This is a genomic window from Rhodococcus sp. 05-2254-5, from assembly GCF_002258575.1.
Lineage (GTDB): Bacteria > Actinomycetota > Actinomycetes > Mycobacteriales > Mycobacteriaceae > Rhodococcoides > Rhodococcoides fascians.
Map to the genome: position 1 here is coordinate 98625 of NZ_NOZG01000028.1, position 12297 is coordinate 110921.

General features: G+C 65.2%; 12 protein-coding genes. 3 read left to right on the forward strand and 9 right to left on the reverse strand.

Features of this window, described 5'->3' with window-relative positions; genetic code table 11:
* Nucleotides 1-4: 4 nt before the first annotated feature.
* Together CH278_RS19120 and CH278_RS19125 are read right to left on the reverse strand one after the other, a co-directional pair.
* Nucleotides 5-1372 carry an aspartate aminotransferase family protein gene (locus CH278_RS19120; RefSeq protein WP_027496423.1) on the reverse strand — a complete coding sequence of 456 codons (1368 nt, stop codon included), beginning with the start codon at nucleotides 1370-1372 and terminating at the stop codon, nucleotides 5-7.
* Nucleotides 1369-1833 (reverse strand): Lrp/AsnC family transcriptional regulator, encoded by a 465-nt coding sequence (locus CH278_RS19125; protein ID WP_032366674.1) that lies wholly within the window; start codon nucleotides 1831-1833, stop codon nucleotides 1369-1371. The genes CH278_RS19120 and CH278_RS19125 overlap by 4 nt, the downstream gene beginning before the upstream one ends.
* Before the next feature lie 142 nt (nucleotides 1834-1975).
* Here CH278_RS19125 and CH278_RS19130 point away from each other — a divergent pair, with 142 nt between their 5' ends.
* Together CH278_RS19130 and CH278_RS19135 are read left to right on the forward strand one after the other, a co-directional pair.
* Nucleotides 1976-3478, forward strand: coding sequence for a gamma-aminobutyraldehyde dehydrogenase (locus CH278_RS19130; protein WP_094622617.1), 1503 nt, complete (start codon nucleotides 1976-1978; stop codon nucleotides 3476-3478).
* The gene (locus CH278_RS19135; protein ID WP_032366672.1) at nucleotides 3475-4896 is read left to right on the forward strand and encodes an NAD(P)/FAD-dependent oxidoreductase; all 1422 of its coding nucleotides are present in this window, start codon (nucleotides 3475-3477) and stop codon (nucleotides 4894-4896) included. Before CH278_RS19130 ends, CH278_RS19135 begins: the two co-directional genes overlap by 4 nt.
* A gap of 74 nt (nucleotides 4897-4970) precedes the next feature.
* Here the strand turns inward: CH278_RS19135 and CH278_RS19140 are convergent, their stop codons facing one another.
* Nucleotides 4971-5825: a universal stress protein gene (locus CH278_RS19140; protein ID WP_094622618.1), complete on the reverse strand. Its 855-nt coding sequence runs from the start codon at nucleotides 5823-5825 to the stop codon at nucleotides 4971-4973.
* Between the two features lie 24 nt (nucleotides 5826-5849).
* Nucleotides 5850-7352 (reverse strand): APC family permease, encoded by a 1503-nt coding sequence (locus CH278_RS19145; protein ID WP_094622619.1) that lies wholly within the window; start codon nucleotides 7350-7352, stop codon nucleotides 5850-5852.
* Nucleotides 7353-7596: 244 nt separating this feature from the next.
* On the opposite strand from CH278_RS19145, the gene CH278_RS19150 reads away from it, so the two are divergent.
* Nucleotides 7597-8721, forward strand: coding sequence for an adenosine deaminase (locus tag CH278_RS19150; RefSeq protein ID WP_045841980.1), 1125 nt, complete (start codon nucleotides 7597-7599; stop codon nucleotides 8719-8721).
* A 30-nt stretch (nucleotides 8722-8751) separates the two neighbouring features.
* Here the strand turns inward: CH278_RS19150 and CH278_RS19155 are convergent, their stop codons facing one another.
* From CH278_RS19155 to CH278_RS19175, 5 genes are read right to left on the reverse strand one after another with little or no spacing between them, the layout of a single operon-like run.
* Nucleotides 8752-10032, reverse strand: coding sequence for a primosomal protein (locus CH278_RS19155; RefSeq protein ID WP_094622620.1), 1281 nt, complete (start codon nucleotides 10030-10032; stop codon nucleotides 8752-8754).
* 15 nt (nucleotides 10033-10047) lie between these two features.
* Complete coding sequence (locus tag CH278_RS19160) at nucleotides 10048-10374, reverse strand: YbaB/EbfC family nucleoid-associated protein (RefSeq protein WP_094622621.1); 327 nt, start codon at nucleotides 10372-10374, stop codon at nucleotides 10048-10050.
* Nucleotides 10371-10709, reverse strand: a complete 339-nt coding sequence (locus CH278_RS19165) for a hypothetical protein (RefSeq protein WP_032408078.1) — start codon at nucleotides 10707-10709, stop codon at nucleotides 10371-10373. Before CH278_RS19165 ends, CH278_RS19160 begins: the two co-directional genes overlap by 4 nt.
* Before the next feature lie 43 nt (nucleotides 10710-10752).
* A complete protein-coding gene (locus CH278_RS19170; protein ID WP_094622622.1) occupies nucleotides 10753-11874 on the reverse strand; it encodes a C40 family peptidase in 1122 nt (373 codons plus the stop codon).
* Between the two features lie 6 nt (nucleotides 11875-11880).
* Entirely contained in the window at nucleotides 11881-12213 is a 333-nt protein-coding gene (locus CH278_RS19175; protein ID WP_080730081.1) for a type VII secretion target, read from the reverse strand.
* Nucleotides 12214-12297: the final 84 nt, after the last annotated feature.

The following is a 12297-nucleotide window of genomic DNA, read 5'->3' on the forward strand; positions in this document are numbered from 1 at the left end:
TCGCTCAGATCAGGTTGCCCGCCTCGGTCAGCACGCTGCGCAGGATCTGTTCCATCTCGTCGAACTCCTTCTGCCCGCAGATCAATGGCGGAGCCAGCTGTACCACCGGGTCGCCGCGATCGTCGGCCCGGCAGTACAGCCCGGCGTCGAACAGGGCGGTGGACAGGAACCCGCGGAGGATGCGTTCTGCTTCGGCGTCGCTGAACGTTTCCTTCGTGGCCTTGTCCTTCACCAACTCGATGCCGTAGAAGTACCCCTCGCCGCGCACATCGCCGACGATGGGCAGATCGTGCAGTTTTTCGAGCGTCGCGCGGAACGCGGGTGCGTTGTCCGCAACGTGGGCGTTGAGCCCCTCGCGTTCGAAGATGTCGAGATTGGCCATGGCGACGGCTGCGGAGACGGGGTGCCCGCCGAAGGTGTAGCCGTGCGCGAAGCTCGACGTGCCGTCGTCGAACGGCTCGAAGAGCTTGTCGGAGGCGATCATCGCGCCGATGGGGGAGTAGCCCGAGGTCATTCCCTTGGCGCAGGTGATGATGTCGGGCACGTAGCCGAAGTCGTTGCAGGCGAACATCGATCCGATGCGCCCGAACGCGCAGATGACCTCGTCCGAGACCAACAGGACGTCGTAGCGATCGCAGATCTCGCGGACCCGCTCGAAGTATCCGGGTGGAGGAGGGAAGCAGCCACCCGCATTCTGGACCGGTTCGAGGAACACGGCTGCCACCGAGTCGGGGCCCTCGAATTCGATGGCCTCGGCGATGCGGTCGGCCGCCCAGATTCCGAACGCCTTGGGATCGGTGTCCATGGGGGCCGCAGCCCGATAGATATTGGTGTTCGGCACCCGAAATGCGCCCGGGGTCAACGGTTCGAACGGTTCCTTGAGTGCCGGGATACCGGTGATGGCCAGAGCGCCCTGCGGGGTGCCGTGGTACGCGATGGCACGCGAGATCACCTTGTGCTTACCTGGTTTGCCGACCTTCTTGAAATACTGCTTGGCCAGCTTCCACGCGCTCTCGACTGCTTCGCCACCGCCGGTGGTGAAGAAAACTCGATTGAGGTCCCCAGGGGCGTATCCGGCGAGCCGTTCGGCGAGTTCGATGGCAGGCTCGGTGGCGTACGACCACAGTGGGAAGAACGCCAATTCCTTGGCCTGCTTGGCCGCGGCCTCGGCCAGTTCTTCGCGGCCGTGCCCCACCTGAACCACGAACAGGCCCGACAGACCGTCGATGTAGCTCTTGCCGTTCGAGTCCCAGATGGTCGAACCCTCGCCGCGGGTGATGATCGGGGGAGTGACCCCGCCGCCGTGACGGGTGAAGTGGCCCCACAGATGCTTTGCCGCGGAGGCGTCGAGCTCGGATGTGGTTCGCGTCATCGTGTTCCCCAATTGTATTGCTGCTTGACGAGTTTCAGATAGACCAGGGTTTCGGTACTGGTGACCGAGTCGAGGCTGCGGATCTGCTTGTTGAGAATCCGTAGTAGTTGTTCGTCGTCCTCGCACACCACTTCGACAACGATGTCGAAGGAGCCTGCCGTGAGGACCACGTAGTCGATCGCGTCGATCGCCGAGAGTTGCTCGGCCAGTGCATGACTGTCTCCGGTGCACTTGATGCCGATCATGGCCTGCCGCTTGAATCCGACCTGTACCGGATCGGTGACGGCGACGATCTGCATGACACCGGAGTCCGTCAAGCGTTGAACACGTTGCCGCACGGCAGCTTCCGACAACCCGACGGCTTTGCCGATCGCGGCGTAGGAGCGTCGCCCGTCCTCCTGAAGTTGTTCGATGATCGCCTTGGAGACGTCGTCGAGTGCGATGGGTGACTGATCCGGCATCGGTCGATCTTGTCACCGACACCGCCGCCGACACAAGCGATAGGCGATGAAATTCGCAATAAATATCTGTTTCGACGACAGAATCGGTTGTTGCGGGATCGGAAATCGGGCGAATCCGTGGATCGGTCGGTATCGTGCAGTCATGGCGAACATTCCTGGTTGTTGGATCGACGGACGCGCAGTGGACGGCAGCGGCGACCGCTGCGGCGTCGAGAACCCGGCGACCGGAACCGTGGTGTCCGAGTTCGGTCTCGCCACGGCAGCGGACGTCGAAGCGGCTCTCGTTCGAGCGCGCTCGGCGCTACCGCAGTGGGCCACCGCAACTCCGGCCCAGCGCGGCGCGGTGCTTGCCGAGTTGGCGCGATCGGTGGCGGCCGACGCCGAATTCGCCACCGAAGAGGTGGCCCAGACCGGCAAAAGCGTGCGTCTGGCAACGGAGTTCGACGTTCCGGGCAGCGTCGACAACATCGAGTTCTTCGCCGGAGCTGCCCGACATCTGGACGGCAAGGCAGCGGCCGAGTACTCGGGCGAACACACCTCGGCCATCCGACGGGACCCGGTCGGCGTGGTCGGATCGATCACGCCGTGGAACTATCCGCTGCAGATGGCCGTCTGGAAGGCGATCCCGGCGTTGGCGGCCGGGTGTTCCATCGTGCTCAAGCCCAGTGAACTCACGCCTCTGACCACGCTGCGTCTGGCGCGTCTCGCCTCGGAGGCCGGCCTGCCCGACGGGGTGTTCAACGTGGTCACCGGAACCGGAGCGGAGGCCGGAGTCGCGTTGTCCTCGCATGCGGGCCTGGACCTGATGACTTTCACCGGTTCCACTCCCGTCGGGAGGCAGGTGATGTCGCAGGCAGCCGTGCACGGCACCCGGGTGCAGCTCGAACTCGGCGGCAAGGCCCCCTTCGTGGTGTTCGACGATGCCGACCTCGAGGCTGCGATTCACGGTGCCGTCGCCGGTTCGTTGATCAACGGCGGACAGGACTGCACGGCAGCCACCCGCGCCATCGTCGCGGACTCGCTGTACGACGATTTCGTCGCCGGAGTTGCCGAGGTGATGGAACGCGTCGTCATGGGAGATCCGACGGATCCGGCGACCGACATGGGATCGCTGATCTCGATCGCGCATCGGGATCGGGTTGCGGCCATGGTGGATCGGGCTCGCGATACCGGAGCGAGGATCGTCACCGGAGGCCGTGTCCCGGACGGTAGGGGTGCTTTCTACCCTCCGACGTTGATCGCCGATGTGGGTGAGCAGGACGAGATCTACCGCGACGAGGTGTTCGGACCGGTGCTCACGGTGTCGCGGCACTACGGCGACGACGATGCGATTCGGCGGGCCAACGACACCGCGTTCGGACTGGCGGCCTCGGCGTGGACCCGCGACGTGTACCGCGCGGGCCGAGCGTCGCGGGAGATCGCGGCCGGTTGTGTGTGGATCAACGACCACATCCCGATCATCAGCGAGATGCCGCACGGCGGATTCGGAGCCTCGGGGTTCGGCAAGGACATGTCGAGCTACTCGCTCGACGAGTACCTCACCGTCAAACACGTGATGACCGACATCACCCGTGTGGCCCGAAAGTCCTGGCATCGCACCGTTTTCGCTAGCGCAGGACCCGAGGATCAGGAGCTACGACGATGAGCGCATCCTGGGCTACCGAACCCACCGATCGCGGCGTGGCGATGGTTCTCGGAGCAGCGCCGCAGCCCTTCTGGCTCGACCGACCGGAACGACCGACGCCCAGGCCGCGGCACTCCGGTTCGACGTCTGCGGATCTGGTGATCGTCGGCGGCGGGTTCACCGGATTGTGGGCGGCTCTGCACGCGGCAGAGGAGAACCCGCACCGATCGATTGTCTTGCTCGAAGGCGACCGCATTGCCGAGGGTGCCACCGGACGCAACGGCGGCTTCTGCGCGGCCAGCCTGACGCACGGACTGGGCAACGGACTCGACCGGTATGCCGACGAACTACCCGAGTTGCTGCGAATGGGAACCGAGACGCTCGACGCGATCTGCGCGACTGCGAAGAAGTACGGAATCGACGCCGACATCGAACGCACGGGCGAGCTCGACATCGCCAATTTCGACTGGCAGGTCGACGACCTCCGTGAGCTCGGCGACGAGGGGAGACGACTGTCGCAACCGATGGAATACTTCGACGCCGCTGCAGTGAGAGCCAGAATCACCTCACCGATGGCGCGCGGTGCCCTGTTCGACCCCGACGTCGCGATGATCGATCCTGCCAAATTGGCCTGGGGCCTGGCCGACGCGGTGGAGTCGCTCGGCGTACGCATCCACGAGAACACTCGGGCCTTGTCGATCGACAAGTCCGGCAACGGTATTCGGGTGAAGACGGGCTACGGCACCATCGAGGCCGCCAAAGTTCTGCTGGCCACCTCGGCATCGAAATCGTTGCGCCGCAAGCTCCGTCACTGGATAGTCCCGGTGTGGGACTACGTGATCATGACCGAACCGCTGACGTCTGCGCAGCTCGCCGCAATCGGCTGGTCCGGACGCGAAGGATTGGCCGACTCCGGCAATCGATTCCACTACTTCCGGTTGACGGCGGACGATCGCATCCTGTTCGGTGGGTGGGACGCGCACTACTTCTACGGTAGCGACACCGACCCACGTCGAACCCAACATCCAGACGAGTTCGCCTTGCTCGCCGAACATCTGCTGCAGATGTTCCCAACCCTCGAGGGAATCCGTGCGACCCACGCGTGGGGCGGATCGATCGACACGTGCTCGCGGTTCAGTGCCTTCTGGGATCTGGGTATGAACGGGCGAGTGGCGTCGGTGGCCGGGTTCACCGGCCTCGGCGTCGGCGCGTCGCACTTCGGGGCCCGAACGGCACTGGATTTGCTCGACGGGCGCGATACCGAACGAACGCGCCTGAAGATGGTGCGTACCAAGCCGTTGCCGTTTCCACCCGAGCCCCTCAAGTCGATCGGGATCAACATCACTCGTGCGCAATTCGCTCGTGCAGACCGCAACGAGGGACGGCGGGGATTGTGGCTGAAGGGAATGGACGCGTTGGGTCTGGGCTTCGACAGCTGACCGAGCGGCTGCGCCGCACGTGAGTGGAAACTCGGGCTCTGCTACGCATTTCCACTCACATGCGGCGAAGCCGCTCACTCGTGCGGAACGACGACCACCGGCACCGGGGCAGCACGCAGAATCTTGGCGGCACTCGAGCCCAGGAACACCCGCTTGGGGGTCGCCAGCCGACTCGAGCCGAGCAACAACACATCGCCCGGCTTCCACTCGAGGTTGCCCACGGCCTCGTCCAGTGTCGACCCGTCGGCCACCACGGATTCGAGGCCCTCGATGCCGGGGAGAGTGCGGGCCGCGAGTTCGAGATTCTCCTGTGCGGCAGCGACTTGCCGTCGACGCGTGTCCAGTGAAGTCTCGTCGCTCGGGGTTCCGGTCGGTTCCAGCGAGACCAGCGAGACCAATCGAAGAGGCACGTGCGCAGCGCTGGCGAGAGTGAAAGCGAACGGCAACGGGTTCGGGGCGGATGACCGGGTGGGGACGGCGACGGTGAGATCGGTGATCGGTGCGCTGGAGAGCCGGTAGCCCCGAGGGGCAAGTGCCAACGGAACTTCCGAGGCGTGCAGAAGCTGACCGGCGACCGAGCCGATCGAATGTCGGTTCAGCAGGCCGTCACTGGCACCGCCGACAACGATCATGTCGGCATCGGAGTTCACGGCGAAGTCGATCAGGGCGCGGGCGAACGACTCGTGGCCGATCACGTGCGTGGTCACCTCGATACCCGACGGGACCTGGGCGGCCGCGTCGTCCACCCAGCCCCTCGCCTTGGCCTCGAGAATCTTTCGATACGGTCCGCTGCCTTCCATGACAGGTTCGTCGACGGCCATGACCAGCACGATGTCGATGGACGCGTCGAGGGCGCGGGCGAGGGCGGTGGCCAGGGCTACGCCGTCGTCGCCGCTGGGGGTGGCGAGGTAGCCGACGGTGATCTTCATGAGTTTCGGTCCTTCTCTTCTCTTCTAGTAAGTGTCCGGAACCTTGACTTCGGTGGACGCGGTGAGTGTCTTGCCCTGGAAGAAATCCTTGTTGCCCACGAAGCACAGCAGCATCAGTGGGATTCCGAGTACCAGCATGCCGACACCGAGGACGAACACTCCGCCGATCGGACCGTAGACGGTGTAACCGTAGTCGGGCTTGATCATGTCGACTGCGCTCTGCACGAACGCCCACGTCATGGACAGCCCACCGAGAAGTGGAAAGATGCCGCGCATGAACAGGTTTCGGGCGGACGAGAACAGTGTCCGACGGAAGTACCACGTGCACGCGTATGCGGTGATGCCGTAGTAGAACGCGACCGCGAGCCCGAGCGATGCCACCGAATCCTGCAGCGCGTTGGCGCTGACGAAGGTGAGCACAAGGTAGAACATCAGGGCTGCGGCACCCATCACGAGCGTGCCGAAGCCGGGCGTCATGTACTTGGGGTGCACACTGGCGAACCGCTTGGGGATTGCCTCGTACACGGCCATCGACAATGTTCCGCGGGCCGTGGGCAGGATGGTCGTCTGTGTAGAGGACAGCGCCGAGATGGACACCGTCAACAGCAGCAGCGACGCGACGATCGAGCCGGCGACCGGATCGCCGAGAATGGTGAGCACATCGTCGACGTTGTCCGGGTTGTTCAGACCGATACCCGTGTCTCCGAACCCGGCGAACGACTGCACGGCGTATCCGACGAGCACGTAGGTCGCGACGAGAATCAGCGTGGTGATCACTGCGGCCCGTCCCGGCGTCTTCTCCGAGTCCTTCGTTTCCTCGCCGACGGCAAGGCAGGCATCCCATCCCCAGTAGATGAAGATGCACAGGATGATGGCCTGGGCCGCGTCGGACATCGTCACCCCGGTGGGCACCAACCAGCTCCACTGCGGCGTGATGGCCTGCGGACCGGCCGTACCCGTCCCCACCTTGACCAGTGCCGTCACCGACACTCCGATGAGTACGCCGAACTGGACGACCAGCAACACGTTCTGCATGCGTTCGCTGATGAGGATGCCGCGAAAACTGACGTAGGTCATCGAGACGATGAAGAACGAACCGAGGGCGACCTTGGCCGCGGTCGACTCCGCCAAGTCCGACAGGCCGAGGAACTCGAACAGGTAGATGGCTGCGATCTCGGCGACGTTGGCCAGCACGATGATCGCCGAGACGGCCAGCCCCCACCCGGCCATCCAACCGACCCAGGGCCCGAAGGCCTTGGTGCCCCAGGTGAACGACGTCCCGCAGTCCGGTGTGTCGCGCCCGAGCTCGCGGTAGGCGAAGGCGGTGAGCAGCATCGGAACGAAGGCGATGAGAAACATCGACGGTGCTTTGTCGCCGACGGCCAGAACGACGTAGCCGAGGGTGGCGGCGAGACTGTAGGCCGGGGCCACCGCCGACAGTCCGATGACGATGTTGCCGACCAACCCGAGCGCGCCGGTGTTGAGTCCCTTGCCCGGAATGGTGCTGGGCGGTTCCGCAATCGACATAGGTCTCTCCGAGGTTCGAGTCGACCGAGGCGTCGGAAGGGGACCCGACAGAATCGGTCGCGTGTGATGGATGAACACTACGATTTCCGTCGCCGATTCGCTGTGTATCGACGGAATAGTTTTCATCGGAGTAACAATGCAACGAAATAGGTCGCGGAAGCGGCGGACGTCGGGGGAATCCGCGGACTCGCCGAGTGGCGATGACAGGCGCGCGTCCGCGCACGACGCGCGCTACCGTCGACACATGAGCACCGCGGAGAACACTCAGTCCTCGATCGGTGGCAGTGCGCCACTCGATCTCGCGTCCATCAGGTCGGCTCCGAAGGCGTTGCTCCACGACCACCTCGACGGCGGACTCCGACCGCAGACCGTGCTCGAACTGGCCGACGAATGCGGATACGACGGGTTACCCGCGACCGACGGTGCCGCTCTGGGGGAGTGGTTCCGCGACGCAGCGGACAGTGGATCGCTCGAGCGCTACCTCGAGACCTTCGCGCACACCGTGGCCGTGATGCAAACCCCCGAGGGGTTGTTCAGGGTGGCGCGCGAATGCGCCGAGGATCTGGCCGACGACGGCGTCGTGTACGCCGAGGTGCGCTTCGCGCCGGAACAGCACCTCGAACGCGGGCTGACCCTCGACGAGGTCGTCACCCACACCCTCGCCGGTTTCGAGGCGGGCATCTCCGCAGCCAAGGTGCGGGGCAAGAACATCACCATAGGCACCCTGCTGACGGCCATGCGGCACGCCGCACGTTCACGAGAAATCGCGGAACTGACGGTGCGTTTCCGTGACCGCGGAGTGGTGGGCTTCGACATCGCCGGGGCCGAGGCGGGCTTCCCTCCCAGCCGCCATCTCGACGCCTTCGAATACATGCGAGCCAGCAACGCGCACTTCACCATTCACGCAGGCGAAGCGTTCGGTCTGCCGTCCATCCAGGAAGCAGTGGCGTTCTGCGGGACCGACCGGCTCGGACACGGAGTGCGAATCACCGACGACATCACCACGAACTCCGACGGCACGCCGTCACTCGGTCTGTTGGCCGCGTACGTCCGCGACACCAGGATGCCTCTGGAGTTGTGCCCCAGTTCCAATGTGCAGACCGGTGCCGTCGAATCGTTGGCGACGCACCCCTTCGACCTGCTCGCACGACTGCGGTTTCGCGTCACCGTGAACACCGACAACCGTTTGATGAGCGACACCTCGATGAGCCGAGAGATGGTCAAACTGGTGGATACGTTCGGCTACGGGTGGAGTGACCTCGAGCGATTCACCATCAATGCGATGAAGTCCGCATTCCTGCCGTTCGACGAGCGATTGGCGTTGATCGACGACGTCATCAAACCCGGCTACGCGGTGCTGATCGGCTGACGAGCGGGCGCGTGGCCGGGCGAGAACGCCCTACTTCTTGCGGAGACGGCTCTCGAACTCTCGCTCGAGGGCGCGCCAGGCCTCGGCCTCGACGTCGAACGGTGCGCTCGGGGCCAGCCGATCGGGACTGGGCTCGAGGGTGTACGAGACGTACCAGCCCAACGGTGTGGACGTGGCGAGGGCCTCGTCCACCGAGCTGTCCCCGGCGAAATCGGCTGCATCGGTGAACAATTCGACGGCAAGATCGAGCTGGTCGACGTCCACTGCGGTGGGCCCGTCGGCAAGGTCGTCGGCTAGTCCGGGCAGTACGTAGACGTTGTCGTCGGTGATCGTGATGTCCAGGGAGCCGTCGATCGCGGCGGTCTGAACATCGGAGTATGTGCTGACCTGCGCCAGATCGTGATCGTGATCGTCGGCGAGATAGCGAGCCAGCGACCGCTCGGACCCGAACACGCTGATGGCGCCACCGCGGCCGAGGAAGACGGGCTTGTCGCCGAGGTAGCAACGCAGGGTGTACAGCGTGTCGTCGGACGTGATGATGCGAATGGGATCGATACCGACGGTGGTCCAGAACGTCTCCTCCGCCGCGGCAGCGGCGATGGGATCTCGGTCGACGTCGTCATCGTCGCTCTCTGCGTCGTCGTCGGACTCGTCGTCCTCGGTGTCGTCGTCGATGTCGTCCGTTGCGTCGTCTGCATCGACGGCGTTCTCCGCAGCCGCGGTGATCTCCGCCTCGGCGACGGCGACGGCGGCGCTGTCGACGTCGGGGGAGGTCACGATGGAATCGACTGCGTCGAGGACTTCGTCCCAATGCCTCGCCACTGCTGCGCCGATGCGGTCCCACAGCTCGGCACCTTCACGGCCGAGAAAGTTCTCGACGCCACCGGCCACCGCTCCGACGAACGGATTGGTTCCGAAAAAGCTTGTGACGGGCCGTAGTTCGCAGACATCACCGATGGACGAGACGATGTCGAAGGTGGCCTGCAGTTCGGCGAGAACGTCGGCTTCGGGGTCTGCAGCCACCAGCTCGGGCACTGCGACGAGGTCGAACCGATGCAGCTCGTCCGGCTCGAATTCGTAGGCCGCGAGAGCGGACACCACCGGCCACGACGGGTGGTCGACGAGGTCGTTGTCGTCGTCGGATCGGACGAATGCGGCGAGCTCGGCAACCGTGGCGAATCCGTAGAGATCTTCCTCGTGTCCGAGGAATGCCTCCCATTCGTCGTCGCCTTCTCGCCACTCCGGTGCCCACAGTGTCGAGAAGTCACCGGCGGTCAGACCGAGTTCGATCGGGATGATGTCTCCAGCCATGGCGCGAAGCCTATCTCAGGAGTCTGTGAACGAAGCCTGCAGACTTTGCAGGATGGTCTCGCGCTGGTCCAACGCTGCGGACGCCGCCTCGGCAGCTGTGAGAACGATGGTCGACGCGAGTTCGCGGGCAGTCACCGATCCGAGATCCTCCGCGAGATCGAGGCCGACCATGGCCCCGGTACCGTCCGCGACGACGGTCACGAGCCCGTTGGGCGAGGCCACTCGAATCCTGATGTGGTCGACGCGCTCCTGTGTCTCGCGCAATCCGTCGAGCCGGTGTCGGGCTTTGTCGATCACGTTGTCGATCACGGTGTCGAGATCGGTGGGGTGAGAGTGGGTCATACCGGTCGCAACCAACTCGTGGGTGCCGGATCCTGGGCCAGATCGTCGTTCGCGTCGGCGGCCACTCGGGCGTCGGTCGGCAGACCCAGGCGATCGAGGATGTCGGCGGGAACCCCGTCCTCGGCCAACCGGATTCGGCGCTGTGCCCGAGCGGCTGTGGTCGCCCGCGTGCATCGATGCAGGATCGTCGACGCCAATGCTGTTCCCCCGTAACGTAGTTCACGTTCGTCGATAGCGATTGCGATCGGCACTCCATGCTCGGTGGCGCGAACGGATACCGAGCCGGATCGAGTTGCCGATACCGCGCTGACGACGGTGGTGTTCGCGTCCGTCATCGACTTCCTCTCATTCGGTCTGCCTCTCGTTCGGTCCGACCCGTTACTGGGTCGGGCGGTAGAAGCCCTTGAATGCCATGTCGCTGTTGGTCGTTCTGATCGGTCCTACCTGCACCGGGTCTCCCGCCTCGACGAGCTGGCCGTTGCCGATGACCATCGCTACGTGGCCGTCCCACACCGCGAGATCGCCGGGCTGTACGTCACCGGCCGCGACCGACGAGCCGATGTCCTGTTCCTGCGCCAGCCGGGGGATGTCGACGCCCTGCTGTGCGTACGCCCATTGGGTCAACCCACTGCAGTCCAGTCCGGTGCCCGGCGTCGTACCGCCCCAGGCGTAGGGGACGCCCTGCTGCGTCAACGCGCTGCGAACGGCACCTGCGGCTTCGGCGTTGGGGGCAGTGACGGTGCTCCCGTCGGGCAATCGCACCTCTACTCCTCGGCCGGCGTCCCCGGCGCGGGGTGAATCCATCGCCGAATTGCCCAAGAAGTGCTGTGCTCCAACGGCTCCGGGGGAGTCCGGCGTGCCGCCGGTCGGTGAGAGCGACTGCGCGAACGTCTTCGCCAGCTTCTCCCCGGTCTCTATGACCTGCGCCGTTGCGGGTGAGGTCATCAGATTGGAGGGCGAGCCCGGCACTGCTGCCGGGCCGGAGTCGATGGGTGCGGGGACCGCGGGTGGGGAGGCCAGCTCGCCGGCTGTCGCAGCGTGCACGGCCAGTTCGGCGCGCACACGCGCGACCACCGCCAGGGCACGCTCGAGGTGCTCGATCGCGGCCGAGATCAGCATCGTCTGCCCGATCGGGGTGGCGATGATCGGTCCTGCGGAGAGGGCGATGCCCACGAACGACTGCACTATTGCCTGTAGTTCGACGAAACCCTGCTCGGTATCCCGACATGCCCGATCGACGACGGCGGCGATATCGTCCGCGTGATCGGCAAGGGCCAGAGCACTCGCATGAGCGTTCTCGGCGTACCGAAGTGCGGCATCCGCGGCCTCGCCGTTCCAGGTCGAACCAAGTTCGGTGATCGCGATGCGGCCGATTCCCTGTGCGGCCTCGATCGCAGCCGACGACAGTCGCAACACGTCGGCCGGGCCTCCGGAGGGAACGGTACCGCCGCCGAAGGCACCGAGCAGCTCGACGATGGGGCGAGAGAGTAGATCGATCATCGCCGCTTACCGAGCGTCCGGTGCGCGACCGGCAGAACGGGCCGTGACGGCCGCCCCGGTTGCGTCGTCGGTGCGGGCGTACGACACCGCAGCATCGGTGGCCGCAGAACCGAGGCTCGCCACAGCTCCCGCCAGGCGAACGACCGCATCGGTATGCGCCAGATGGGTTCCGGTCACGGTGGCCAGAAATTCCTGCCCGATCAGGCCGAACACCGGTGCCAACACGGCGGGCCCGCAGGCAGCGGCGGCAGCGCCGGCCGCCGCGATCTGCTCGGCCATGGTCGACGCCGCTGCGCCGTAGGCGAGCACCCCCTCGGTCTCGACGACGAGTTCGTCCATGAGTCCCCCTGAAATCGCGTGCGTTCGCGCAGTCGCCGAATGCGACGCCCAACTGGTTCGACGCGAGTGCGGGCACATCGGTTC

Excerpts from the sequence above, each read along its gene's own strand:
- CH278_RS19120 (WP_027496423.1), bottom strand. The coding sequence starts at position 1,372 with ATGACGCGAACCACATCCGAGCTCGACGCCTCCGCGGCAAAGCATCTG.
- CH278_RS19125 (WP_032366674.1), bottom strand. The coding sequence starts at position 1,833 with ATGCCGGATCAGTCACCCATCGCACTCGACGACGTCTCCAAGGCGATC.
- CH278_RS19130 (WP_094622617.1), top strand. The coding sequence starts at position 1,976 with ATGGCGAACATTCCTGGTTGTTGGATCGACGGACGCGCAGTGGACGGC.
- CH278_RS19135 (WP_032366672.1), top strand. The coding sequence starts at position 3,475 with ATGAGCGCATCCTGGGCTACCGAACCCACCGATCGCGGCGTGGCGATG.
- CH278_RS19140 (WP_094622618.1), bottom strand. The coding sequence starts at position 5,825 with ATGAAGATCACCGTCGGCTACCTCGCCACCCCCAGCGGCGACGACGGC.
- CH278_RS19145 (WP_094622619.1), bottom strand. The coding sequence starts at position 7,352 with ATGTCGATTGCGGAACCGCCCAGCACCATTCCGGGCAAGGGACTCAAC.
- CH278_RS19150 (WP_045841980.1), top strand. The coding sequence starts at position 7,597 with ATGAGCACCGCGGAGAACACTCAGTCCTCGATCGGTGGCAGTGCGCCA.
- CH278_RS19155 (WP_094622620.1), bottom strand. The coding sequence starts at position 10,032 with ATGGCTGGAGACATCATCCCGATCGAACTCGGTCTGACCGCCGGTGAC.
- CH278_RS19160 (WP_094622621.1), bottom strand. The coding sequence starts at position 10,374 with ATGACCCACTCTCACCCCACCGATCTCGACACCGTGATCGACAACGTG.
- CH278_RS19165 (WP_032408078.1), bottom strand. The coding sequence starts at position 10,709 with ATGACGGACGCGAACACCACCGTCGTCAGCGCGGTATCGGCAACTCGA.
- CH278_RS19170 (WP_094622622.1), bottom strand. The coding sequence starts at position 11,874 with ATGATCGATCTACTCTCTCGCCCCATCGTCGAGCTGCTCGGTGCCTTC.
- CH278_RS19175 (WP_080730081.1), bottom strand. The coding sequence starts at position 12,213 with ATGGACGAACTCGTCGTCGAGACCGAGGGGGTGCTCGCCTACGGCGCA.